We start from the raw sequence: 23986 nt of genomic DNA, 5'->3' as shown, positions 1-23986 counted from the left end.
CTCCCATGCCGCGCTTTGCCGCCAACCTGTCCATGCTGTTCACCGAACAGGACTTCCTGGCCCGCTTCAAGGCCGCCGCCGACGCGGGCTTCAGCGGTGTCGAATACCTGTTTCCCTACGACTTCAGCGCCCACGACATTCAGCGCGAGCTGCAGGCCCATGGCCTGACCCAGGTGCTGTTCAACCTGCCCGCCGGCGACTGGGCCAGCGGCGAGCGCGGCATTACCTGTCACCCGGACCGGGTCGAGGAATTCCGCGCCGGCGTCGACAAGGCCATCGACTACGCCAAGGTGCTGGGCAATACCCAGGTCAACGCCCTGGCCGGCATCCGTCCGCCTGCGGCGAACGAGGCCAGCGTGCGCCAGACCTTCGTCGCCAACCTCCAGTACGCCGCCGACAAACTCCAGGCCGCCGGTATCCGTCTGGTCATGGAGATGATCAACACCCGTGACATCCCCGGCTTCTACCTGAACACCACGGCGCAGGCCCTGGAGATCCAGGCCGAGGTCGGCAGCGCCAACCTGTACCTGCAATACGACATCTACCACATGCAGATCATGGAGGGAGACCTGGCGCGCACGCTGCAAGCCAACCTGGCGCTGATCAACCACGTGCAACTGGCCGACAACCCCGGTCGCCACGAGCCCGGCACCGGCGAGATCAACTACCGCTTCCTGTTCGAGCACCTGGACCGTATCGGTTACCAGGGGTGGGTGGGCGCCGAGTACAAACCCCTGACCACGACCGAAGCCGGCCTGGGCTGGCTGAAGACCCAGGTGGGCGCGGGCGTGTCCCGCGAAAGCGCCCGCACAGACACCTCCATCGCCTGACCGAACGCATTCGCGGGGCAAACCCACTCTCACAGGGTTTCGTGGCAGCCCCGCGATCAGCTACCCACAACTCCAATAAAAAGAGGCACATTCTCATGGCCAAGATCGGCTTCATCGGCACCGGGATCATGGGCAAGCCCATGGCCCAGAACCTGCAAAAGGCAGGTCACAGCCTGTTCGTCTCCACCCACCACTCAGCGGCCCCCGCCGATCTGATCGCCGCCGGCGCGGTGGCCCTGGCCAGCCCCAGGGAAGTGGCCCAGGAGGCCGAGTTCATCATCGTCATGGTGCCCGACACGCCGCAGGTCGAGGGCGTACTGTTCGGCGAGCAGGGCGTCGCCGAGGGCGTCGGCCCGAACAAGGTGGTGATCGACATGAGCTCGATTTCGCCCACCGCCACTAAGGCTTTCGCCGAGAAGATCGAGCGCAGTGGCGCGGCCTACCTGGACGCGCCGGTCTCAGGCGGCGAGGTCGGTGCCAAGGCCGCGACCCTGAGCATCATGGTCGGGGGTTGCGAAAAGGCCTTCGAGCGCGCCCTGCCGCTGTTCCAGGCCATGGGCAAGAACATCACCCGCGTCGGCGGCAGCGGCGACGGCCAGACCGCCAAGGTGGCCAACCAGATCATCGTCGCCCTGAATATCCAGGCGGTGGCCGAAGCCTTGTTGTTCGCTGCCAGAAATGGCGCCGACCCAGCCAAGGTGCGCGAGGCGCTGATGGGCGGCTTCGCCTCCTCGAAGATTCTCGAGGTACACGCCGAGCGCATGATCAAGGGCACCTTCGATCCGGGTTTCCGCATCAACCTGCACCAGAAAGACCTCAACCTGGCCCTGCAGGGCGCCAAGGAGCTGGGCATCAACCTGCCCAACACCGCCAACGCCCAGCAGGTGTTCAACACCTGCCAGGCCCTGGACGGCGGCAACTGGGACCACTCGGCGCTGATCAAAGGCCTCGAGCACATGGCCAACTTTTCCATTCGCGACTAGCCGCAGCGGCGAGCTGCAAGCGGCAAGCTACAAGCTACAAGCTACAAGCCGATCTGCTTCATCTTGCAGCTTGCAGCTTGCCGCTTGCCGCTTGCAGCTTGCGGCTAGCCGCTTGCCGCTTGCCGCTTGCCGCTTGCCGCTTGCCGCTCAGGAGAGTGCCATGTTGGTCGATGCACAGAAACGTCTGCTCGAATTGTTTGAAACGGCCATTGCGGCTGCACATCCTCGTCAGGTCCTTGAGGGCCATCTGCCTGCCGATCGCAGTGGGCGGGTCATCGTCATCGGCGCGGGCAAGGCTGCGGCGGCCATGGCCGAAGTGGTCGAGCAGTGCTGGCAGGGTGAGGTCAGCGGACTGGTGGTCACCCGCTACGGGCACGGCGCACGCTGCCAGAACATCGAAGTGGTCGAAGCGGCCCATCCGGTGCCCGACGCGGCCGGGCTGGCCGTGGCCACACGGGTGCTGGCGCTGGTGAGCGACCTGACTGAAAAAGACCGGGTCATCTTTCTGCTGTCCGGTGGCGGCTCCGCGCTGTTGGCGCTGCCCGCCGCGGGGCTGAGCCTGGCGGACAAGCAGCAGGTGAACAAGGCGCTGCTCAAGTCCGGCGCCACCATCGGCGAGATGAACTGCGTGCGCAAGCACCTCTCGGCGATCAAGGGTGGGCGTCTGGCCAAGGCCTGCTGGCCCGCCAGTGTCTACACCTACGCCATTTCCGATGTGCCGGGCGACCTGGCCACGGTCATTGCCTCCGGGCCGACCGTGGCCGATCCCAGCACCTCGGCCGACGCGTTGGCGATTCTCAAGCGCTACGCCATCGACGCGCCGCAGGCCGTGATCGACTGGCTGCACGATCCCGCTTCGGAAACCGTCAAGCCAGGCGACCCGGCGCTCAGCCGCAGCCATTTCCAACTGATCGCCAAGCCCCAGCAATCCCTGGAAGCCGCCGCGGTCGCCGCCCGCCGGGCCGGCTTCAGCCCGCTGATCCTCGGCGACCTGGAGGGCGAGGCGCGCGAGGTGGCCAAGGTGCATGCCGGCATCGCCCGCCAGATCGTCCTGCATGGCCAGCCGCTCAAGCCGCCCTGCGTGATTCTGTCCGGCGGCGAGACCACTGTCACCGTGCGCGGCACCGGCCGCGGCGGGCGCAATGCCGAATTCCTGCTGAGCCTCACCGACAGCCTCAAGGGACTGCCCGGCGTCTATGCCCTGGCCGGCGACACCGACGGTATCGACGGCTCGGAAGACAACGCCGGCGCCTTGATGACCCCGGACACCTATGCCCGCGCCCAGGCCCTGGGCCTGTCGAGCAGCGCCGCGCTGGACGACAACGACGGCTACGGCTACTTCGCCGCACTCGACGCCCTGGTCGTCACCGAACCGACCCGCACCAACGTCAACGACTTCCGCGCCATTCTGATCCTCGAGGCCCCGCATCCATGACGCTCGACAAGAAAGTGAAGATCCTCGCGACCCTGGGGCCTGCCATCGGCAGCCGCGACGCGGTGCGCCAACTGGTCGAGGCCGGGGTCAACCTGTTTCGCCTCAACTTCAGCCACGGCGAGCACGCCGACCACGCCCTGCGCTACCAGTGGATCCGCGAGGTCGAGCAGCAGTTGAACCGGCCGCTGGGCATCCTCATGGACTTGCAAGGGCCGAAGCTGCGCGTCGGGCGCTTCGCCGAAGGCCAGGTGCACTTGCAGCGCGGCCAGCACCTGCGCCTGGACCTGGACGAGACACCGGGCGACAGCCAGCGGGTCAACCTGCCGCACCCGGCGATCATCGCGGCGTTGCAGCCGGGCATGGACCTGCTGCTGGACGACGGCAAGCTGCGCCTGCGGGTTGTCGCCAAGCACGCCGAGGCCATCGACACCGAGGTGCTGGTCGGGGGCGAGTTGTCCGACCGCAAGGGTGTCAATGTGCCCCAGGCGCTGCTCGACCTCTCGCCACTCACCGACAAGGACCGCCGCGACCTGGCCTTCGGCCTGGAGCTGGGGGTGGACTGGGTGGCGTTGTCGTTCGTGCAGCGCCCGGAGGATATCGTCGAGGCCCGGCAACTGATCGGCGAGCGTGCCTACCTGATGGCCAAGATCGAGAAACCTTCGGCGGTGGAGCACCTGCAGGCCATCGCCGAACTGGCCGATGCGATCATGATCGCCCGTGGCGACCTGGGTGTGGAGGTGCCGGCCGAGCAGGTGCCGCAGATCCAGAAACGCATCATCGGCACCTGCCGCCAGTTGGGCAAGCCAGTGGTGGTGGCCACGCAGATGCTCGAGTCCATGCGCTTTTCTCCGGCGCCGACCCGCGCCGAGGTCACCGATGTGGCCAATGCCGTGGCCGAAGGCGCCGATGCGGTGATGCTGTCGGCCGAGACGGCGTCCGGCGACTACCCGATGGAAGCGGTGCAGATGATGAGCAAGATCATTCGCCAGGTGGAGAACGGCCCGGACTACCAGGCCCAGCTCGACGTCGCCCGGCCCAAGGCCGAGGCCACGGTGTCGGACGCCATCAGCTGCGCCATCCGCCGTATCAGCGCCATCCTGCCGGTGGCGGTGCTGGTCAACTACAGCGAGTCGGGCGGCTCGACCCTGCGTGCCGCGCGCGAACGGCCGACGGCGCCGATCCTCAACCTGACGCCCAACCTGCGCACCGCCCGACGCCTGAGCCTGACCTGGGGCGTGCATTCGGTGGTCAACGACCGCCTGCATCAGGTCGACGAAATCTGTTCGACAGCGCTGGAGATCGCCCAGGCCCAAGGCATGGCCTGTCGCGGCGATACCTTGCTGATTACCGCCGGGGTGCCCTTCGGCAAACCGGGCACCACCAACACCTTGAGGATCGAGACCCTGATCTGACTGCCCGGGCGGCTACCCGCCGCCGCGCAGCGCACCACGACACGGCGCAAAACCGAGGCCCGAAGAGGCCCAGCGCCTTCCTGCCACCTTCACTGACTGCCCCATGTACACCAAGAACTTCGTCAACCCGTGCCCCGACTGGGCCACGGCCCTGCTCAACGGCTTCAGCCAGGTCCTGCTGCTGCGCAATCCCCTGTGCGGCGTGTGCTGCCTGCTGGCCATCCTGCTCACGGCGCCGGCCCTGGTCGGCGGCGCCCTGCTCGGCGCGCTCGCCGGGCTGCTCACGGCACAACGCCGAGGCTACGAGCGCGCCGACCGCCAGGCCGGGCTGTACAGCTACAACGGCGTGCTGATCGGCCTGCTGATCAGCGCCGTGCTGCCGTGGTCGGCCATCCTGCCGCCCTTGATTCTCGCTGCCGGGGGCCTGTCGAGCATGCTCACGCACCAATGGCGCAAGCGCGGCGGGCCCTTGCTGACGGCCTACACGGCGCCCTTCGTGCTCCTGGGCTGGGCGGCCCTGGCGCTCGCCGAACCCGCCGCGTCCGTGGTAGTGGCGGGCGAACCCATGCAAGGCGTGCTGCGCGGGCTGGGCCAGGTGTTCCTGCTGGACGCGCCGCTGGCCGGGCTGTTGATCGTACTCGGCCTGTTGATCGCCCATCCCTACGCGGCGCTCTGGGCCGTGCTCGGCTCGACGCTCGGCGGTGGTGCGGCCCTGCTGGCTGACCAGCCCCAGGCCGCGGCGCTGGGGCTGTACGGTTTCAACACCGCCCTGGCGGCGCTGGCGTTCAGCCGGCACGGTGAGCGTCCTTGGATCACCCTGCTGGCCATCGCCCTGGCCCTGCTGGTGCAGGCCCTGTTCGCGCATGCCGCGCTGCCGTCGCTCACCGCGCCCTTCGTCATCGCCTGCTGGCTGATGCACCTGGGCGGCCATCTCGCCGGGCTCGCGCGGCGGCGCAACGTGCAACGCTTGCACGGCTGAGAGCCAGGCCATAGGCTCAGCCGCTACGCCCTATGGAACGCTTCAGATGGACACACCTGCGAGCCTGCGCGAGCGGCTCTACGTCATCGTCTTCCAGTCCGACACGGTGGCTGGCCGACGCTTCGACAAAACCCTGCTACTGATCATCCTCGCCAGCCTGGTCACGGTCATTCTCGACAGCATCGACGAGGTGCACCGCAGTTACTCAGGCCTGCTGGCAGGCATCGAGTGGGGCTTCACGGCGATCTTCCTCGCCGAGTACCTGACGCGCTTGTACTGCTCGCCCAAGCCGCTGCGCTACGCCTTCAGTTTCTACGGGCTGGTCGACCTGCTGGCCATCGTGCCGGGGATCATCGCCCTGTACTACAGCGACGCCCAGTACCTGCTGATCGTGCGGGTCATCCGCATGCTGCGCATTTTCCGCGTGCTCAAGCTCGGCCCCTACCTCAAGCAGGCGCACTACCTGCTCGATGCACTGCGCGGCAGCAAGCAGAAGATCATCGTGTTCCTGGTCAGCGTCTCGACCCTGGTGACGGTGTTCGGCACGCTGATGTACGTGATCGAAGGCCCCGAACATGGGTTCACCAGCATTCCCAAGGGTATCTACTGGGCCATCGTCACCCTGACCACCGTGGGCTTCGGCGACATCGTGCCCAGGACGCCGCTTGGCCAGGTGGTGTCCTCGATGGTGATGATCATCGGTTACTCGATCATCGCGGTGCCCACCGGCATCTTCACCGCCGAGTTGGCCAACGCCATGCGCGGCGAGCAGTTGCGCCACGACTGCCCCACCTGTGCCAAGAACACCCACGAGCCGACGGCGGCATTCTGCTCGCGCTGCGGCAACCCGTTGTTTCCCAAGACCGGGCAGGCATAAGCAAAGTCCGTTTCGGTCTTTAAAGGCGCAAGAACCCACGGTTATAGTTGCTGGCAAATTGCCAAACTTTCAATCACAACAAGGATCGCCCGCTGTGAAAAAACTCTTCAGTGCCTCGCTGCTCGTCGCCGGGCTTACGCTGGGTACGCTGGCCCAGGCTGCACCGACGCTGCTCAACGTGTCCTACGACGTGATGCGCGACTTCTACAAGGACTACAACCCGGCATTCCAGAAGCACTGGGAGCAAGAGCACCAGGAGAAGGTCAATGTGCAGATGTCCTTCGGCGGTTCGAGCAAACAGGCGCGCGCGGTGATCGACGGCCTGCCGGCCGATGTGATCACCATGAACATGGCCACCGACATCAACGCGTTGGTCGACAACGGCAAGCTGATCCCGGACAACTGGGTCAGCCGTCTGCCGAACAACAGTGCGCCCTTCACCTCGGCCACCGTGTTCATCGTGCGCAAGGGCAATCCCAAGGCCCTGAAAGACTGGCCGGACCTGCTCAAGGACGGCGTCCAGGTGATCGTGCCGAACCCCAAGACCTCGGGCAACGGCCGCTACACCTACCTCTCGGCCTGGGGCTATGTGCTCAAGCAGGGCGGTGACGAGGCCAAGGCGCGCGAGTTCGTCGGCAAGCTGTTCAAGCAGGCGCCGGTGCTCGACACCGGGGGTCGCGCCGCCACCACCACGTTCATGACCAACCAGATCGGCGACGTGTTGGTGACCTTCGAGAACGAGGCGGAGATGATCGCCCGCGAATTTGGCCGCGATCAATTCGAGGTGGTCTACCCGAGCGTGTCGGCCGAGGCCGAGCCGCCGGTCAGCGTGGTCGACAAGGTGGTGGCCAAGAAGGGCACCCAGGCCGTGGCCGAGGAATACCTGAAGTATTTGTGGTCGCCAGCGGCCCAGGAGATCGCCGCTCAGAACTACCTGCGCCCGCGCGATGCCACGGTTCTGGCCAAGTACACCGACCGCTTCCCGAAAGTCGATTTCCTCTCGGTGGAGAAGACCTTCGGCGACTGGCGCACCGTGCAGAAGACCCACTTCAACGACGGTGGCGTGTTCGACCAGATCTACACCGGCCAGTAAACAGGCCGCTCGCGCCGTCGCGGCAGCACCGGGCTGCCGCGACGGGGCCGCTTGACGCTAGAGCGAAATCGGTCGACGGCCCGCAAAGGCATGCGCCAGCGTGCCGCCATCGACCAGTTCCAGCTCGCCACCCAGCGGCACGCCGTGGGCGATGCGCGAAGCGGTCAGGCCCTTCTCGGCCAGCAACTGGGCGATGTAGTGCGCGGTGGCCTCGCCCTCCACGGTCGGGTTGGTCGCCAGGATCACCTCGGTGAAGGTGCCCTGCTCTTCTATGCGCGCCATCAACTGTGGAATGCCGATGGCCTCGGGGCCGAGGCCGTCGAGCGGCGACAGGTGCCCCTTGAGCACGAAGTAGCGGCCGCGATAGCCGGTCTGTTCCACCGCATACACGTCCATCGGCCCTTCCACCACGCACAGTTGGGTGTCGTCGCGCCGTGGGTCGGCGCATTGCGGGCACAGTTCCTGCTCGGTGAGGGTGCGGCACTGGCGACAGTGGCCAACGCCCTCCATGGCCTGGCCAAGGGCCTGGGCCAGGCGCGTGCCGCCGCTGCGGTCGCGTTCGAGCAACTGCAGGGCCATGCGCTGGGCGGTTTTCTGGCCGACGCCGGGGAGCACGCGCAGGGCGTCGATCAGTTGGCGGATCAAAGGGCTGAAGCTCATGGGGACAGGCCTGTCAGTGGTGCAGAATGAAGAAGGGAGCAGCGGTCAGAGGACCGTGCTCCCTGTAGGTGTCCGAGAACCCCTCAGAACGGCATCTTGAAGCCCGGCGGCAGTTGCATGCCAGCGGTCATGTTGCCCATCTTGTCCTGGCTGTTCTGCTCGATCTTGCGCACGGCGTCGTTCAGCGCCGCAGCGATCAGGTCCTCGAGCACTTCCTTGTCGTCCGGGTCGGTGGTCATCAGGCTGGCGTCGATATTGACCCGCTTGACATCGTGACGGCCGGTCATCACCACGCTGACCAGACCGGCGCCGGACTGACCGGTGACTTCCGCATTGGCCAGTTCTTCCTGCATCTTGGCCATTTTTTCCTGCATCTGCTGGGCCTGCTTCATCAGGCCGGCCATGCCACCTTTCATCATGGGGAAATCCTCGATTGGGTCATGTATGCACCCGGCTCTGGGTCGGGTGCAGGGTGTTCGTTCACTGCCCGGGACTGGCCTGGGCGGTCTCCACGGGTTCGATTGTATCGTGGCGCACGCGTGCGCCGAACCGCTGGATCATCTGCTGGACCAGCGGGTCTTGCTCGATCGACACCTCGGCGTCGTGCTGACGCTCGGCGCGCTTGCGCGCGGCGGCCTGGGCCGGGGTTTCCTGCTCGGGGCGAATCAGCTCGATCTGCAGGCGCAGGCTGCGCCCCACGTGCTGGTTGAGCGCTTCGTTCAGGCGCCGTTGCTGGGTACTGTTGAACAGCGCGCCCTGCCCCGGGTCCAGGTGCAGCAGCCAGTCGTCGCCTTCGGCGCGGATCAGCGTGCAGTTCGCGGCGATGTTGCCTGTCATACCCGAGACCGGCAAGTGCGGGAACAGTTCCAGCCACTGCAGGGCCAGCCCGGTGGCCGGCTGGGCCGCTGGCAGCGGCTCGGGCGGGGTGAGCGGTTCGGCTTCATGCACGTGCTCGGCCAGCTCGTCCAGGTAGGTGAAGCTGGCGGGGTCGGCTTCGGGCGCGTAGTAGTCGTCATCCGGGCCGTCGTCGTCGCGTTCCATCCCGACAGACGCATAGGCGCCTGGATCGAAGGGCGGCTCGTCGTAATCAGGCTGGCCACGCGGCGGTTGGACCGGGGCGGGAGCCGCGACAGGCGCAGGCGCTTGGGGCTCAGGCGCCACGGCCGCCTCCCACGGCAGGTCGATCACCTCCTCGACAGCGTGTTCAGCGGCGGGCTCGACGTCAGGTTCGTCCTGGGCGACGGGTTCGGGTTCGGCTTGTACCGGTACCGCAGGCTCGGCGGGCAGCGGCGCTTCGACGGCCGGTGCCGGGGCCGGCGCGACGACCGGCGCAGGCGCCTCGGCAACCGCCAGCGTCGCCACCGGCTGGGCGGGATCAGCTGTGGCCTGGCTGATCCCCACCGGCTTTAGCACCGGTTTCGGGGCGTCGTCGGCATCGGCCGGACGGAACGCCAACATGCGCAGCAGGACCATCTCGAAGCCGCCGCGCGGCTCCGGTGCCAGGGGCAGGTCGCGCCGGCCGATCAGGCCCATCTGGTAATAGAACTGCACGTCCTCGGCCGGCAGCGCAGCGGCCAGGGCCAGCACCTTGTCACGGTCGCCCTGGCCGTTGTCCACCGCCTCGGGCAGCGCCTGGGCGATGGCCACCCGGTGCAGCACATTGAGCATCTCGGCCAGCACGCCGCTCCAGTCCGGACCCTGCTCGGCCAGCTCGCGCACCGCTTCCAGCAGCGCGCGGGCATCGCCTTCGAGCAGCGCCTGGAGCACGCCGTAGACCTGACCATGATCCAGCGTGCCCAGCATCGCCCGCACGTCGGCGGCCAGCACCTTGCCCTCGCCGAAGGCGATGGCCTGGTCGGTGAGGCTCATGGCATCGCGCATCGAACCGTCGGCGGCGCGGCCGAGCAGCCACAAGGCGTCCTGCTCGAACGGCACGTTTTCGGCCTCGAGCACGTGGCTCAAGTGCTCGACCACCCGCTCCGGGCTCATGTTCTTCAGCGAGAACTGCAAGCAGCGCGACAGGATGGTCGCCGGCAGCTTCTGCGGATCGGTGGTGGCGAGGATGAACTTGACGTAGGGCGGCGGCTCCTCCAGCGTCTTGAGCAAGGCATTGAAGGAATGGCTGGAGAGCATGTGCACTTCGTCGATCAGGTAGACCTTGAAGCGCCCGCGGCTCGGTGCGTACTGCACGTTGTCGAGCAGTTCGCGGGTATCCTCGACCTTGGTGCGGCTGGCGGCGTCGATCTCGATCAGGTCGACGAAGCGGCCCTCGTCGATTTCGCGACACACCGAACAGGTGCCGCAGGGGGTGGAGGTGATGCCGGTTTCGCAGTTCAGGCACTTGGCGATGATCCGCGCGATGGTGGTCTTGCCCACGCCGCGCGTGCCGGTGAACAGATAGGCGTGGTGCAGGCGCTGGTTGTCCAGGGCGTTGATCAATGCCTTGAGCACATGGGTCTGCCCGACCATCTCGCGGAACGAGCGCGGCCGCCATTTACGTGCAAGAACCTGATAACTCATCGAAAAACCATCGCAGCCAGAACAAGCGGAAGATCGCCAATGCTAGCGGAGCGAGGGCAAAATTGCACCCTGCGCCGCACGCCTGCGGTACGCGCCGCTGAAATCGTGGATGAACCTGGAGGGTAGACGTGCGCCGATTTCTCGCCATCCTGTCCGTGTGCAGCGCCAGCGCGCTGGCCGAGCCGTCGGTGATGCGCTTTTCCATCGCCGAAAGCTGGAGCATGCCCTTGATTCGCCTGGAGGATCAGGTGCCGGTCCAGGGCATTCTCTTCGACCTGATGCAGGCGGTGGCCCGCGAAGCCGAGATCACCCCGCAGTACCATGTGCTGGCGCGCCTGCGCCTGGAACAGGCGATGCTCGACGGCGACATCGACGTGCGCTGCTACGTGGCCAGCGACTGGCTCAATGAGCGCCCGGGCAATTTCATCTGGAGCGTGCCCTTGATCCGCCAGCGCGACCTGCTGGTGGGGCGTGCCGGCGACAGCCTGCCCGGTGGGCTGGCGCAGTTGCCGGCTCAAGCCATCGGCACCGTGCTCGGCTACACCTACCCTGCTCTGCAGCCGCTGTTCGCCCAGCACCTGCTACAGCGCGAAGACAGTCGCAACCAGGACCTGGCCCTGCAAAAACTGCAGGCCGGCCGCTACCGCTACGCGGTGAGCAACCAGTTGTCACTGCAGTGGTTCAATCGTCAGCAACCGGCCGAGCAGCGTCTGCGTCCGTTGTTGCTGCTCGAGGAACAGGATCTGGGCTGCATGGTGCGCAACGATCCGAACATCCCGGCCCAGCGCGTGCTGCGCGCCATGGTCCGGCTCAAGCAGTCCGGCGAAGTGGAGCGTATCGTCCAGCGCTACACCCAGGCTGCGGAACTGCAGAGTGCCGATCAATAGCCATGCGACTGCCGGAACGTGCGGCCTTTGTGATAGGCCACCCACTCTTCCACGTCATAGGGCAGATAGAGGTGGCGGCGCGCCCGTGACAGGGCGATGTACACCGCGCACAGGCGGCTGTCGAAGGCGTAGGCGTCCTGGAACGGGCTGAGCGCCATCAGTTCCTGGGTCAGCAGCACGCGGTCGAACTCCTGACCGCCGGCCTCCTGCGCCGGCATCAGCAGCAGGCTGCCGGGGTCCTGACTGAAGCGCGTGGCCAGGGCGTTGAGGTCGGCGATGCGAAAACCGGCCTGCAAGCGCGCCTCGACCCACAGGAACGACTCGTCATAGCGATGCTCGTCCTGCACCTGCCGCCAGTTCAACGCATGGGCGAACGCCGGGTGCGTCTGCTCGCCCTCGCTGCCTGCGCCATACAGGTCGGCGCGGAACAACTGCACGGCGCTGTGCATGAAGCGCTTCATCGCCGGGTTGTCGGCGAAACCGACCTGGCACTGGTTGTCGGCCAATTGCAGGGCCCACTTCATCGAGTCCCACAGTGAAGCGGTCAGCACCACGCAACCGGGCGGCGGCACGAAATCCAGCGGATAGTACTCGATGCCCACCTCGACGCTACCAGCGCCCTCGAAAGCCAGCTTGGACTTGTTCGAGTGCATGCCGATCAGCGGATTGATCAACTTCTCGACTTTTTGCCCGCAGCGCACCGAGAAGGCAATGTCGCGCTGGCGCACCTGGCGACCGCGGCGCAGCCCTGGGCCGTCGGCACGCTGGTACTCGTCGCCCAGAGTGATCAGCACCTGACGACCGCGCTCGATGATCTGCAGCAGCGGGCCGGGCATGTCCTGGCTTTCGTCGACGATCACATGGCTGTAGCGGCTCGGCACGCTGTGGCCGGACAGGCTGGCGCGCTTGAGCAGCAGCAGCGTGGCGAAACCGGTCTGGCGGCCCCAGGCGGGATGATCCTGCACGTAAAGCCACAGGCGACTGGCGTACTCGAGCAGCACCTGGGCGTCGGCGCGACTCAGCGCCTGGGCGAAGTGCGGCAGGTGCTGGGCGCTGAGGCTGTGCTCGCGCGATTCGCAGTAGCGCTTGAGTACTTCCAGCGCGATATCCAGGGTCTTCTCGCCGTCGTACTGACGAAAGCCCATGATCGCCAGGCGTTCGGCGACCGCACGCTTGCTCGGCAACCGCGCTGGCGAGCGCGGCGCATAGCCGCCGGGGCCGCTGATCAGGGCCTGGGCGAACTCGGCGAAGGTCTTGCCGGCGCGCGAGCCGCTACCGATGCGGCGGCGCAGGGCATCGAGCTTGTTCGGTGTGCGCGCCAGGGCCAGCACTCGGCCTTTGGGCAGACAGTCGATCAGCCCGCCGAGCAGGTAGCTCTTGCCGATGCCGGCGTAGCCCTGCACGTGCAGGTCCTCGTCGGGATTGGCGCGCAGCACGCGCAGCAGCTTGTCCTGCTCGGTGGTGAGCCAGCGCTCCTTGTTGAAGCCGGTGATGGCCTGCTGGCTGAACGGGTTGTGGGCCTGGTGGCGCTGCGCACAAAAGCGCGTGTCCCAGGTGCCGTCGGGCAGCAGGTAAGCGCGCTCGGCCACCTCCTCGGCGTCCATCAGGTGTACGCGCGAGCCCTTGAGCCGTTCCAGGCCGAAATACAGCTTGTGGGCGTCGAACAGGCGCTGCGCCTCGGACGTCAGGGTCACCCCTGCCGAATGCGGACCATGGACCGACCAGCGCAACAGCTTGACCAGCACCCGCTCGGCCGCGGTCGGATCGAGCACCTGCTCGCGCGCCTGCGCCAGGTTCTGGATCACCAGCAGCGCAGCCAGCTCCGGGTCGCTCAGACCGTCCAGGGCACTGGCGTCGTCGAGCAGGGCCTGGCACACCTCCAGACAGACCGGCAAAAAGGCGGCGGTGGCGAAATCGTAATGTTCAGGTTGCATGCGCGCAGGTCATTCAGCGGAATCGGGGTGGGGTGTGGCTTGGAGGTCATAGGCATAAGTGCCCAACGAGCCGGACATGCCGCCCGGATACCGGCGAAGGCTGTCAGCCGACGCGGCCGCCTGGGCAGCCAACGCACCGTCGAGCTCATGCAGCGCCAGTTCCAGCAGCTTGCGCAAGTCGGCTGCGCTGCGCGCCGAGACGCTCAGGCGCAACGCCAGGCCCGGCGCCGGTTCAGCCCCTTCCGGGGTTTCAGGCTGGGTAGCCAGCGGCGTGGCCTCGCCGAGAATGCGCGCGTGCTCGTCTTCCATCTGATCGAGCAGCGTCGACAGTTCGAGGGTGCGCTCGGGATGGCTGGCCATCTCATCCTTGATCTGCAGACGGCGGGCTTGCCAGTCACGAATGCGCTGGCGGGTCAGATCGTCAACCTGATCCATGCTGATGACCTCTCTCAGGAATGGGTGGGCTGCGAGAGGCGCATCATAAGCCTGTTCGGCGATAAAAGCAGGTACCGCGACACGCCTCAAGGCTTGGGTGGCACCAGACGGCTGTACTGCTCCTGGCTGATCCAGCCGCTGAACGAGCGGTCGTTGTCATTGATGAACTCGACCTTGGCCCAACCGTCCTTGAACGCCAGCACACCGACCACATCGTCCTTGACGATGTAGGGGCGCTTGCTGGTGCTGCCGCGCGCCTGCTTGCGCAGATAAGCCTTGTCGGCGCTGATCTTGAGCAGGCCGATCCAGGGCTTTTCAGCGTAACGGCTCAGGTCCAGCCCGGTGGCGATCTGCGGCATCATCACACTGGCGCAACCTGAGTGTTCCCGGCCCTTCTCGATGGTGAGGCTAACCCCGTCGGCGGTGGCCTTCAGGCTGCCGGGGAAGCTGTCGTACTCCCAGGTGTTCAGCGGTACGGCGCCGTCGCCGTTGATCGGCCCTTTGAGGTAGAACGAACAGGTGCGGGTGACGCCTTGACCCAGGGTTTCGGAATAGTAGCCCTCGACCTGGTGGTCGGGGGTGACCGCCAGCATCAGCGCGTCGTATTGACCGGCCTTGATCTCGGCGGCGCTGGCATGCACGGCGCAGGACAGTCCCAGCAGCAGCGCCGCACCGGTGTGCAGCGCGCGGGGAAACAGGTGGTTCATATCATTTCTTCCCTTCGAGTGCTTCGTAGGCTTTCTTGATCCGCACGTCGTAGTCGCCATAATCCGGGCCGTTGTAACTGGTGGCCATGCCGACATAATCCTTGTTCTTGGCGGCCTTGATGAAGGCTGGGCGTTTTGCACAGAAGCCGAGGAAGCCATCGAGTTGCTTGCCGGCGTTGAGCTTCATGGCCGCGACGAATTCGAACACATTGGCATGACCGCAATCGGCGAAGTTGAACCCCATCATCTGGAACATGCCCCAGGAGGCCGACTGCAAGGCAGCATCCTGGTCCAGCCCGAAGGCTGTGGCCATGGTTTCCCAGGCCTTGGTCTGGTCCTTGTTGTTGACCTGCCACTGCGGTCCGGCTTTCTTTTTGTATTTGTAGGAGAGCAATGGATGCGTCTGATCGTACTTGTGCTTGGTCAGCCGTTGAAAAATATGCCCTTCGAACGCGATCACCGGCAACCGGGCCGGACCGAAGCCTGATCGCCCACCGGATTCCACGGTGGCGAAGGCCTTGATCAGGTTGGCCGAAATTCCGTTACCCAATTGCTTGGCGGCATTCTGGAAGTCGGTGTCGCTGAGGCTGGTATTACCGTCGCAGGTGACCTGCAGCACCATCTCCCGATTGCGCCGCTCGGCCTCGATCATCGCCCGTACCCGGTCCAGGTAATGATTGACCGTGCCCTGCACCTGGGCATTGCCGTTGTTGGCGAAGGCATTGACGAACGTGGGCAGGCGCAGGGCCGGGCTGAGCTTGACCGGCACCCGCACGGCCTGTTCGATGAGGCTGTTGAAGGTCCGCCCCCGGGGGTCCACCACCCCATCGGGGTGCGCGTACTTGAGTTGGCGGAACTGGTATTGGCTGATGCGCTGCACCAACTGGTTATCGCAGCGGCCATTTTCCGGCAGCGGAAAACCCAGCTGCGTGCCGATCAGGTTGAAGAGGTATTGAATGCACTGGACATCGGCTGGCAAGTTGCGCGCCTTGCCGGGCGTACCCACCGACGCGCTGATGAGACTGGGGAGGCCTTGCAAGCTTTTCATGGGATTGCGTCCTTGCCGAGTGGGTGAAGTGATAGCACTTCAATGTCAGTTTAGCGCCGAAGTTACACGTTGAAACATATGGCTCGGCGAAACTAGCAAGGGCGTTTTGAGTTGTCCAGTTGCGGCAGTTGGAGTTGGGAGGGGGTGCACGAAATCGCATGCGGCGGGTGGCATGGGGGTGCGAAGGAGGTAGTGAGGGATTTTGCTGCTACAGAAAGGTGGCGGCCCCACCAGCCACACCCCGGCACTCGATGTTCCCGCTGTGGCTGCTCCCTTCCGGGCCTGACCAGGTTAACGGGTAATCAATGCGGGGGGACCGGTGGGGCCACCATAACGCAGCTCATCAGGTGACGAGCCGCGCCATTGTACCGTTACGTGAGGAAGTTACAACCGTTGCGGGTGAAAAAACCCATCATTTCTCAATGACTTGTCGATTCAAGCAAGGTCCGCGCAGGCGTGCAGCACCCTCATACCGCGATGCCCTGCTCCGCCAGGAAGGCCACGAAGGCGTCCTCGTCCAGCACCTTGACTCCCAGCTCGCTGGCCTTGGCCAGCTTCGAACCGGCGCCGGGGCCGGCGACAACGCAATGGGTCTTGCCGGACACCGACCCGGCCACCTTGGCGCCGAGGCTCTCCAGCTTCTCCTTGGCGATGTCGCGGCTCATGCGCTCCAGCGTGCCGGTGAGTACCCAGGTCTGGCCGGCCAGGGGCAGGCCGTCGGCGGTCTTCTTCTCGCTGTGCCAGTGCATGCCGAAGTCCTTGAGCTGTGCCTCGATGGCGCGGGCGAGCTGCTGGTTGGCCTCGACCTTGAAGAACTCACGCACGGCCTCGGCCTGCTTGGTAGTGAGCGCCTGGCGCAGGTCGATACCGTCGGCGGCGATGATCTTGTCGAGGGTGCCGAGCTTGTCCACCAGCTTCTCGGCGCCGGTCGGGCCGACCGAGGGGATGTCGAGCTTGGCGATCATGCCGGCCAGCGTGGTACTGGCGGCGAACTCGGCCGCCAGCTCGCCCTGGTCCTGCAACTGCATGCCGCTGGCGAGCAACTGCTCGATGACGTCACGGTTGTGCGCGTCCTCGAAGAAGTTGTGGATCTCGTGGGCGACCTCCAGACCGATGTCCGGCAAGTAAGTCAGCACCTGCGGCAACGCCACCTTCACCCGCTCCAGGCTGCCCAGCGAGCGGGCCAGCACCTTGGCGGTTTCCTCGCCCACATCGGGAATGCCCAGCGCGAAGATGAAACGCGCGAGGGTCGGGCGCTTGCTCGCCTCGATGGCCTCGACCAGCTTGCGGCTGGACACTTCGGCGAAGCCTTCGAGCTCGACGACTTGCTCGGGCTTGAGCGCGTACAGGTCAGCCGGCGAGCGAATCAGGCCCTCATCGACCAATTGTTCGACGCTTTTCTCGCCAAGACCGTCGATGTCCATCGCCCGGCGCGACACGTAGTGAATGATCGCCTGCTTGAGCTGGGCGCCACAGGCCAGCCGCCCGACACAGCGGTACACCGCGCCCTCGCTGGTGGTTTCGCGGCCTTTGCTGCGCTTGACCAACTGCGTGCGCTCCACCTGCGAACCGCACACCGGGCAGGCGCTGGGCACCTCCACCGCACGGGCGTCGTCGGGACGGCGGTCGAGCACCACTTGCATGACCTGGGGGATCACGTCGCCGGCGCGGCGGATGATCACGGTGTCGCCGATGCGCAGGCCCAGGCGGGCGATCTCATCCATGTTGTGCAGGGTCGCGTTGGACACGGTAACGCCTGCGACCTTGACGGGTTTAAGACGTGCGACCGGCGTCACCGCGCCGGTACGACCGACCTGGAACTCGACGTCCAGCACCTCGGTGAGCTCTTCCATGGCGGGGAACTTGTGGGCGATGGCCCAACGCGGTTCGCGGGCGCGAAAGCCCAGCTCCTGCTGGGCAGCCAGGCTGTTGACCTTGAACACCACGCCATCGATCTCGTAAGCCAGGCTGTTACGTCGTGCGCCGATGTCCTGGTAATAGGCCAGGCACTGCTCGATGCCTTCGGCATGCTTGAGCTCGGGACTGATGGGCAGCCCCCAGACCTTGAGCTGTTCGAGCGTGGCGATGTGGCTGTCAGCGACGCGGGCCGAGGTCTGTCCCACGCCATAGCAGCAGAATTCCAGCGGCCGACTGGCGGTGATCTTCGAGTCGAGCTGGCGCAGGCTGCCGGCCGCGGCGTTGCGCGGATTGGCGAAGGTCTTGCCACCGACCTCGGCCTGAGCGGCGTTCAGGCGCTCGAAACCGGCCTTGCTCATGTACACCTCACCTCGGACTTCCAGCACCTCAGGCCAGCCCTTGCCGTGCAGTTTGAGCGGCACATTGCGGATGGTGCGCACATTGGTGCTGATGTCTTCACCGGTGGTGCCGTCGCCACGGGTGGCGCCCTGTACCAACTGGCCGTTGCGGTACAAAAGGCTCACCGCCAGGCCATCGAGCTTGGGCTCGCAGCTGTAATCGACAGCCTCACGCTGGTCGAGGCCCTCGACCACACGCCGACCGAACTCGCGCAGGTCGGTTTCCTCGAAGGCGTTACCCAGGCTGAGCATAGGGATCTCGTGGCGGACCTGGCTGAACGCAGCCAACGCCGCGCCGCCGACCCGTTGGGTGGGCGAGTCCGGCGTGACCAGGTGCGGGTGCTCGGCCTCCAGGGCCTTGAGCTCGTTGAACAGCCGGTCGTATTCGGCGTCAGGCACGCTGGGCTCGTCGAGCACGTAATAACGGTAGTTATGCTGGTCGAGCTCGGCGCGCAGTGCGTGGATTCGGTTTTCGGCGTTCATGGGTCAGGTCTCTGGAAAAGCAAAAGAGCAGCCTGGGTCATGTAGGGGTCAGGGAGACGTGGTGTCTCCCGAACCGACCCGCAATCCCCATGGGCTGCTCTTGAGTCTGGGTGTTTCAGCGTTTCTGGGTCAGCGCGCGGCGCTCGAACTCGACGATGCGCTGACGGTAGTGCTCGATGGTCTGCGCCGTCAGCACGCTGCGTTGATCGTCCTTGAGCTCGCCGTCCAGTTCGTGGGCCAGCTTGCGTGCGGCAGCGACCATCACGTCGAACGCCTGCTTCGGATGGCGTGGGCCTGGCAGACCGAGGAAGAAGCTCACCGCACGGGTGCTGAAATGGTCGATGTCGTCCAGATCGAAAATGCCCGGCTTGACCGCGTTGGCCATGGAGAACAGCACTTCGCCGTGACCGGCCATGCTTTCGTGGCGGTGGAAGATGTCCATTTCGCCGAAGCGCAAGCCGCTTTCGAGGATGTTCTGCAGCAACGCAGGGCCTTTGAAACCGCCTTCGTCACGGGAAATGACGCTGATCACCAGAACTTCCTCGACCGGTGGCAGCTCCTTGGCCGCATTGTTGCTGGTGGCGAATCCGCTGTTACGACTGGTATCGGCGCTGTAGTCGTCGCCCTCGTCGGCGAACAGGTCGGGTTCGCGCGGCTCGGCGGAGAGCTTCAGGTCGGCGGCAGGCGCGTCGCTGGCGGCACGCTTGCCACGCTTGGCGGCCTTGGCCGGCTTGGCTTCACGTTCGCGATCACGGGACGGCGCGCTCATCGACGGCAGGTCGGTCTCGTCCAGTTCAGGTTCTTTGTGCGTATCCAGGACGCGCGCAGGGCCCAGCACCTCGGCGCTGCCCTCGTCGTCCGCGACGTTGGAATAGCTGCGATCCAGACGGAACTTCAACTTGCCCTTGCCGCCGCGCATGCGGCGCCAGCCGTCGAAAAGAATACCGGCGATGACAATGATGCCGATGAGGATCAGCCACTCGCGCAGACCGATTTCCATGTAATCCCGTGCCTCTATAGAAATATGCTTGAAAACAAAGGCTTGAAAGCCCTTTAACACGTGGCGCCAACTCTATGTTCTGACAGGCGTTTTACCCACGCGCAAAACGAGTGACGTTAAGCTAGCACGACCACCGGCAACTTTACACCGTCTGTCGCACCTGTAAGGCGCATTTCCCTACGAATACCGGCCAATCTTCGCGCATTACGCGTCAACCATGGCCATTGCCTCCTCCACATCAACTGCAACAAGACGTGAACAACCAGGCTCATGCATGGTGACCCCCATCAGTTGATCGGCCATCTCCATGGCGATCTTGTTATGCGTAATGTAGATGAACTGCACCGTCTCGCTCATTTCCTTGACCAAGCGGGCGTAGCGTCCCACGTTGGCATCGTCCAACGGCGCATCGACTTCGTCGAGCATGCAGAACGGTGCCGGATTGAGCTTGAAGATGGCAAACACCAGCGCCAAGGCGGTCAGTGCTTTCTCGCCGCCGGACAGCAAATGGATGGTGCTGTTCTTCTTGCCCGGGGGACGCGCCATGATCGTCACCCCTGTATCGAGTAAATCTTCGCCCGTCAGTTCCAGATAAGCGCTGCCACCACCGAAAACTTTTGGAAAAAGTGCCTGTAATCCATCGTTTATCTGATCAAAGGTCTCTTTGAAGCGGCTGCGGGTTTCCTTGTCGATCTTGCGAATCACCGTCTCCAGCGTGTCCAGCGCCTCGACCAGGTCGGCGTTCTGCGCGTCGAGGTAACGCTTGCGCTCGGACTGCTGCTCGTATTCTTCGATGGCCGCCAGGTTGATCGCGCCCAGGCGCTGGATACGGGCCTCGGTCTGCTCCAGTTCTTGTTCGGTGCCCTGCTCGCTGGCCTCGGCCTCCAAGGTGGCGAGCACCCCGTTCAGGTCGTAGCCGTCGGCGAGCAACTGTTCCTGCAAGGTCTTGCGGCGCACGTCCAGGCCTTGCGACTCCAGACGCGACTGTTCCAGTTGCCCGCGCAGCAACTGCGCCTGCTGCTCGGCCTGGGTTCGACGCTTCTCGACCTCGCGCAGTTCCCGGTCGGCTTCGTCCATGTGCAGGCGGGCCTGACGCATTTCTTCATCGACGCTCATGCGCCGCTCGAGTAACTCTTCCAGTTTCAGGCGCAGCTCTTCCAGCGGTGCCTCGCCCTCCTCCAGGTTCAGGCTCAATTGCTCCTGACGCTCATGCAGGCGCGCCGCCTGCTGCTCCAGACGCTCAAGGGCCTGGCGGGTGGAGTCGTGCTGGGCGCGCAGCGAGCCCAGGCGCACCGCCAACTGATGGGCATGGTCCTTGTGCTGCCGGGCTTCCTGGCGCACGCGATCGAGACCTTCGCGCAAGGTGTCGCGCCGGGCCAGCAACTGCTCGCGCTGTTCGGTGTCCTGGGCCATGAGGTCCAGTGCGTCCTGCAGCACCAGCCGCGCCTCACCCAACTGTTCGAGCTCCAGCGCACGCTGCTCCTGAAGTTCGGCCAGTTCTTCCTGCAGACGACGGCGGCGCAGCTCCAACTGCTCGGCGCGTGCCCGGCCCGCCGAGAGGCGCGCCTTGGCCTCGCCGAGCGCACGGCTTTCATCCTGGCTGCGACGGCGCAATTGCTCGCGCTGCTCTTCCTGGCTGCGCTGGCGCTCGCGCAGCGCTTGCAGTTGCGCCTCCAACTCAGCGAGCGCGTCCTGCAACGCCTGCTGTTCCTGACCGAGCCGCTCGATTTCCTGACCGCGGGCCAGCACTCCGCCGGCGGCATCGCCGCCTCGACTGACCCGCAGAAAATGCCGACCCACCCAGTAGCCATCGCGGCTGATCAGGCTCTGGCCGTCACCGAGGGTCGCGCGAAGCGCCAGGGCCTGCTCGAGCGTTTCGACCGGGGTGATCTGGCCGAGCCAGGGCGTGAGGTCGCTGCGGCCCTCGACCTTGTCCAGCAAGCTCCCGGGCACAGCCTGCGCACGACCGCCCTGACCCGCAACCAGCAAGCGCAGGTCACCCTGCTCCAAGGCAGCAAAATCCAGCTCGGCCAAATCGTCCACCAACACCGCCTGCAAATCGGCGCCCAGGACGGTTTCCACCGCCAGCTCCCAGCCCGGCTGCACCCGCAGACCTTCGGCCAACCGCGGCCGCTCGCCCAGCCCCTGGCGCTGCAACCACTCGCCCGCCCCAGCGCCTGGCTCCAGCGCCGCTTGCTGCAAGGCCTCCAGCGACGCCAGCCGACCGCCCAGGCGCTGCAACTCGCCCTGGCGTTGCTGCTGATCCTGGCTCAGGTGCTGCAAGGTTTCGCGCTGCGCCTCCAGGCTTTCGACCACCTGCAGCTCCTGCGCTTGCAGCTCCTCGAGCAGTCGCTCGCCGTCAGCCACCTGCTCGGCCACTTCGAGCAACGCGGCATCCTGTGGATCGGCGCCGAGCTGTTCGCCCTCTTCGCTGAGTTTGCGCTGACGTTCGGCCAGCCGCTCAAGGCTGCCTTCCAACTGTTGCAGCTTGGACTGCTGCACCTCGGCCTGGCGCCGAGGCTCGGCGGAACGGGTGTTGAAATCGTCCCACTGGGCCTGCCAGCCGTGCATGCCGAGCTCGGCTTCCTCGAGCGTGGCCGCCGATTCCTCGGCCGCCGCCAGGGTCATCTCCTGCTCGGGTTCGAGCATGGCCAACTCTTCGCCGAGGGTAGCCAGCAAGGTGCGGTCGTGGCCCAGGTGCGACTCGGTTTCCAGGCGCGTACGCTCGGCTTCCTTGAGATCATCCTGCAACTGGCGCAGGCGCTGCTGACCATGCTGAATGCTCTGCTCGACGCGGGCGATATCGCCGGCCACCGAGTAGAAACGCCCCTGCACCTGGTTGAAGCGCTCGGAGAGTTCATGGTGACCGTCGCGCAGGCGCTCGATGCTGGCATCGGCGTTGCGCTGCTCGGCCACCAGCGCCTCGAAAGCCACTTCCTGGTCGCCGATGAGGCTTTCGCGCTGGCGCACGCGTTCATCCAGCGCCCGCCAGCGCAAGGCCGACAGACGCGCCTTGAGCTGGCGTTCCTGGGCTTTGTATTCACGGTACTTCTCGGCCGCCTGGGCCTGGCGGTGCAGGCGTTCGAGCTGCCGTTCGAGCTCTTCGCGCAAGTCGGTCAGGCGCGCCAGGTTTTCCTGGGTACGGCGGATGCGGTTCTCGGTTTCGCGGCGACGCTCCTTGTACTTGGAGATGCCCGCCGCCTCTTCGATGAAGTTGCGCAGTTCCTCGGGCTTGGCCTCGATCAGCTTGGAAATCATGCCCTGCTCGATGATCGAGTAGCTGCGCGGACCCAGACCGGTGCCGAGGAAGATGTCGGTGATGTCGCGGCGTCGGCACTTGGTGCCGTTGAGGTAGTAGGTGTTCTGCGCGTCGCGGGTGACCTTGCGGCGAATGGAAATCTCGGCGTAGGCGGCGTACTCGCCCACCAGGGTGCTGTCGCTGTTGTCGAACACCAACTCGATGCTGGCCTGGCTGACCGGCTTGCGGCCGGAAGATCCATTGAAGATGACGTCGGTCATCGATTCGCCGCGCAGATTCTTCGCCGAGCTCTCGCCCATCACCCAGCGCACCGCATCGATGATGTTGGACTTGCCGCAGCCGTTAGGCCCGACCACCGCCGCCATGTTGCTGGGGAAGTTGACGGTGGTGGGGTCGACGAAGGACTTGAAGCCGGCCAGGCGGATGCACTTCAGGCGCATCGGTCAGGCCCGCGCCAGCGCAGCCAGCACCAGCTCGCAGCTGCGCTGGCAGTAGGCGACCAGTACCTCGCGGATGCGCGGCATGTCACGCAGCAGCACCGCGTCGAGCAGGCGGGCGAACAGTTCGAGGTAGTCGTCCATGTTGGCCTGGCGCTGGTCCAGGGCCAGGTAGTAGGCGCGGCTCATGGCCGGCTGCAGGTTTTCCACGGTTTCCTGCAGGTAGGGGTTGGCGGCGAAGGGGTAGGCCGCGCGCATCACCGCGAAACTGTCGGCGACGAACGACTCGATGTCCTGGGCCACGCGGGCCTGGTGCAGGCGCTGCTGGATCTCCAGGAACGGCAGCAGGTCGCTCTCGCTGCGCCACTGCTGGGCCACGGCGTAGCCGAGCAGGATGTACAGCTCGCCCATCAGCGCGCACAGGCTGCGCACGCTGCGCTCGTCCAGTTCGGTGACGTGGGCGCCGCGTCGCGGCAGGATCGCCACCAGATGGCGACGTTCGAGAATCAGCAGGGCCTCGCGCACCGAGCCGCGGCTGACGTTCAGCGCCTGGGTAACCTTCTGCTCCTGGATGCGCTCACCGGGTGCGAGCTCGCCACGGATGATCCGCTCGGCCAGGTAGTGAGCGATCTGCTCGCAGAGGCTGTCAGGCGCCTTGAACGTCATGATGTTCCTTGGAAGTCGAAAACAGT

19 protein-coding genes and 1 other RNA gene are annotated in these 23986 nt (G+C 65.5%); 8 read left to right on the top strand and 12 right to left on the bottom strand.

Translation table 11 applies throughout. The features are described from left to right. The first annotated feature begins 5 nt into the window (after positions 1 to 5). The 7 genes from hyi to Q7C30_RS14435 all read left to right on the top strand — a co-directional run bounded on the left by hyi (position 6) and on the right by Q7C30_RS14435 (position 7609). The gene (gene hyi, locus Q7C30_RS14465) at positions 6 to 830 is read left to right on the top strand and encodes a hydroxypyruvate isomerase (RefSeq protein WP_317871884.1); all 825 of its coding nucleotides are present in this window, start codon (positions 6 to 8) and stop codon (positions 828 to 830) included. Positions 831 to 871: 41 nt separating this feature from the next. Further along, positions 872 to 1813, top strand: coding sequence for a 2-hydroxy-3-oxopropionate reductase (locus tag Q7C30_RS14460; RefSeq protein ID WP_327148003.1), 942 nt, complete (start codon positions 872 to 874; stop codon positions 1811 to 1813). 160 nt (positions 1814 to 1973) lie between these two features. Then, positions 1974 to 3248, top strand: coding sequence for a glycerate kinase (locus Q7C30_RS14455; RefSeq protein WP_317871882.1), 1275 nt, complete (start codon positions 1974 to 1976; stop codon positions 3246 to 3248). Then, complete coding sequence (gene pyk / locus Q7C30_RS14450; protein ID WP_317871881.1) at positions 3245 to 4660, top strand: pyruvate kinase; 1416 nt, start codon at positions 3245 to 3247, stop codon at positions 4658 to 4660. The genes Q7C30_RS14455 and pyk overlap by 4 nt, the downstream gene beginning before the upstream one ends. A 103-nt stretch (positions 4661 to 4763) precedes the next feature. After that, on the top strand, positions 4764 to 5639 hold the full coding sequence (locus tag Q7C30_RS14445; protein WP_317871880.1) for an urea transporter: 876 nt from the start codon (positions 4764 to 4766) through the stop codon (positions 5637 to 5639). Positions 5640 to 5685: 46 nt separating this feature from the next. Further along, on the top strand, positions 5686 to 6516 hold the full coding sequence (locus Q7C30_RS14440; RefSeq protein ID WP_317871879.1) for an ion transporter: 831 nt from the start codon (positions 5686 to 5688) through the stop codon (positions 6514 to 6516). A gap of 94 nt (positions 6517 to 6610) precedes the next feature. Continuing rightward, positions 6611 to 7609 (top strand): sulfate ABC transporter substrate-binding protein, encoded by a 999-nt coding sequence (locus Q7C30_RS14435; RefSeq protein WP_317871878.1) that lies wholly within the window; start codon positions 6611 to 6613, stop codon positions 7607 to 7609. A 57-nt stretch (positions 7610 to 7666) separates the two neighbouring features. Here the strand turns inward: Q7C30_RS14435 and recR are convergent, their stop codons facing one another. The 3 genes from recR to dnaX all read right to left on the bottom strand — a co-directional run bounded on the left by recR (position 7667) and on the right by dnaX (position 10789). Continuing rightward, a complete protein-coding gene (gene recR, locus Q7C30_RS14430) occupies positions 7667 to 8269 on the bottom strand; it encodes a recombination mediator RecR (RefSeq protein WP_039576452.1) in 603 nt (200 codons plus the stop codon). Positions 8270 to 8352: 83 nt separating this feature from the next. Next, positions 8353 to 8688, bottom strand: a complete 336-nt coding sequence (locus Q7C30_RS14425) for a YbaB/EbfC family nucleoid-associated protein (RefSeq protein ID WP_029614614.1) — start codon at positions 8686 to 8688, stop codon at positions 8353 to 8355. A 61-nt stretch (positions 8689 to 8749) separates the two neighbouring features. Next, on the bottom strand, positions 8750 to 10789 hold the full coding sequence (dnaX, locus tag Q7C30_RS14420) for a DNA polymerase III subunit gamma/tau (RefSeq protein ID WP_317871877.1): 2040 nt from the start codon (positions 10787 to 10789) through the stop codon (positions 8750 to 8752). A gap of 128 nt (positions 10790 to 10917) precedes the next feature. Between dnaX and Q7C30_RS14415 the strand changes: the two genes are divergently transcribed. Then, positions 10918 to 11676: an ABC transporter substrate-binding protein gene (locus tag Q7C30_RS14415; RefSeq protein WP_317871876.1), complete on the top strand. Its 759-nt coding sequence runs from the start codon at positions 10918 to 10920 to the stop codon at positions 11674 to 11676. Here the strand turns inward: Q7C30_RS14415 and Q7C30_RS14410 are convergent. The 9 genes from Q7C30_RS14410 to Q7C30_RS14370 all read right to left on the bottom strand — a co-directional run bounded on the left by Q7C30_RS14410 (position 11670) and on the right by Q7C30_RS14370 (position 23960). Next, positions 11670 to 13610 (bottom strand): hypothetical protein, encoded by a 1941-nt coding sequence (locus Q7C30_RS14410; protein ID WP_317871875.1) that lies wholly within the window; start codon positions 13608 to 13610, stop codon positions 11670 to 11672. The genes Q7C30_RS14415 and Q7C30_RS14410 overlap by 7 nt on opposite strands. 9 nt (positions 13611 to 13619) lie before the next feature. Continuing rightward, positions 13620 to 14045: a hypothetical protein gene (locus tag Q7C30_RS14405; protein WP_317871874.1), complete on the bottom strand. Its 426-nt coding sequence runs from the start codon at positions 14043 to 14045 to the stop codon at positions 13620 to 13622. Positions 14046 to 14131: 86 nt separating this feature from the next. Then, positions 14132 to 14752, bottom strand: a complete 621-nt coding sequence (locus Q7C30_RS14400) for a hypothetical protein (protein ID WP_317871873.1) — start codon at positions 14750 to 14752, stop codon at positions 14132 to 14134. Position 14753: 1 nt separating this feature from the next. Beyond that, on the bottom strand, positions 14754 to 15800 hold the full coding sequence (locus tag Q7C30_RS14395) for an N-acetylmuramidase family protein (RefSeq protein ID WP_317871872.1): 1047 nt from the start codon (positions 15798 to 15800) through the stop codon (positions 14754 to 14756). Between the two features lie 225 nt (positions 15801 to 16025). Next, an RNA gene (ffs, locus tag Q7C30_RS14390) (signal recognition particle sRNA small type) lies at positions 16026 to 16122 on the bottom strand. A gap of 145 nt (positions 16123 to 16267) precedes the next feature. Further along, positions 16268 to 18598, bottom strand: coding sequence for an NAD-dependent DNA ligase LigA (gene ligA / locus Q7C30_RS14385; RefSeq protein ID WP_317871871.1), 2331 nt, complete (start codon positions 18596 to 18598; stop codon positions 16268 to 16270). A 115-nt stretch (positions 18599 to 18713) separates the two neighbouring features. Further along, positions 18714 to 19598 (bottom strand): cell division protein ZipA, encoded by an 885-nt coding sequence (gene zipA, locus Q7C30_RS14380; RefSeq protein WP_295483674.1) that lies wholly within the window; start codon positions 19596 to 19598, stop codon positions 18714 to 18716. 204 nt (positions 19599 to 19802) lie between these two features. Continuing rightward, positions 19803 to 23297: a chromosome segregation protein SMC gene (gene smc, locus Q7C30_RS14375; RefSeq protein ID WP_317871870.1), complete on the bottom strand. Its 3495-nt coding sequence runs from the start codon at positions 23295 to 23297 to the stop codon at positions 19803 to 19805. Between the two features lie 3 nt (positions 23298 to 23300). Then, on the bottom strand, positions 23301 to 23960 hold the full coding sequence (locus Q7C30_RS14370; protein ID WP_295483668.1) for a GntR family transcriptional regulator: 660 nt from the start codon (positions 23958 to 23960) through the stop codon (positions 23301 to 23303). Positions 23961 to 23986 lie beyond the last annotated feature (26 nt).

The sequence above is a fragment of the Pseudomonas sp. RAC1 genome (assembly GCF_030658255.1).
Taxonomy (GTDB): Bacteria; Pseudomonadota; Gammaproteobacteria; order Pseudomonadales; family Pseudomonadaceae; genus Aquipseudomonas; species Aquipseudomonas boreofloridensis.
The sequence above is the reverse complement of the archived record's forward strand: the minus strand, read 5'-3'. Positions and strand labels throughout refer to the sequence as shown.

Bases quoted from the DNA above. Each gene is read 5' to 3' on its own strand.
- Q7C30_RS14395 (WP_317871872.1), bottom strand. From the start codon at position 15,800: ATGAAAAGCTTGCAAGGCCTCCCCAGTCTCATCAGCGCGTCGGTGGGT.
- Q7C30_RS14370 (WP_295483668.1), bottom strand. From the start codon at position 23,960: ATGACGTTCAAGGCGCCTGACAGCCTCTGCGAGCAGATCGCTCACTAC.
- Q7C30_RS14400 (WP_317871873.1), bottom strand. From the start codon at position 14,752: ATGAACCACCTGTTTCCCCGCGCGCTGCACACCGGTGCGGCGCTGCTG.
- Q7C30_RS14405 (WP_317871874.1), bottom strand. From the start codon at position 14,045: ATGGATCAGGTTGACGATCTGACCCGCCAGCGCATTCGTGACTGGCAA.
- Q7C30_RS14440 (WP_317871879.1), top strand. From the start codon at position 5,686: ATGGACACACCTGCGAGCCTGCGCGAGCGGCTCTACGTCATCGTCTTC.
- pyk (WP_317871881.1), top strand. From the start codon at position 3,245: ATGACGCTCGACAAGAAAGTGAAGATCCTCGCGACCCTGGGGCCTGCC.
- Q7C30_RS14445 (WP_317871880.1), top strand. From the start codon at position 4,764: ATGTACACCAAGAACTTCGTCAACCCGTGCCCCGACTGGGCCACGGCC.
- Q7C30_RS14455 (WP_317871882.1), top strand. From the start codon at position 1,974: ATGTTGGTCGATGCACAGAAACGTCTGCTCGAATTGTTTGAAACGGCC.
- Q7C30_RS14410 (WP_317871875.1), bottom strand. From the start codon at position 13,610: ATGCAACCTGAACATTACGATTTCGCCACCGCCGCCTTTTTGCCGGTC.
- ligA (WP_317871871.1), bottom strand. From the start codon at position 18,598: ATGAACGCCGAAAACCGAATCCACGCACTGCGCGCCGAGCTCGACCAG.
- Q7C30_RS14425 (WP_029614614.1), bottom strand. From the start codon at position 8,688: ATGATGAAAGGTGGCATGGCCGGCCTGATGAAGCAGGCCCAGCAGATG.
- recR (WP_039576452.1), bottom strand. From the start codon at position 8,269: ATGAGCTTCAGCCCTTTGATCCGCCAACTGATCGACGCCCTGCGCGTG.
- hyi (WP_317871884.1), top strand. From the start codon at position 6: ATGCCGCGCTTTGCCGCCAACCTGTCCATGCTGTTCACCGAACAGGAC.
- smc (WP_317871870.1), bottom strand. From the start codon at position 23,297: ATGCGCCTGAAGTGCATCCGCCTGGCCGGCTTCAAGTCCTTCGTCGAC.
- dnaX (WP_317871877.1), bottom strand. From the start codon at position 10,789: ATGAGTTATCAGGTTCTTGCACGTAAATGGCGGCCGCGCTCGTTCCGC.
- zipA (WP_295483674.1), bottom strand. From the start codon at position 19,598: ATGGAAATCGGTCTGCGCGAGTGGCTGATCCTCATCGGCATCATTGTC.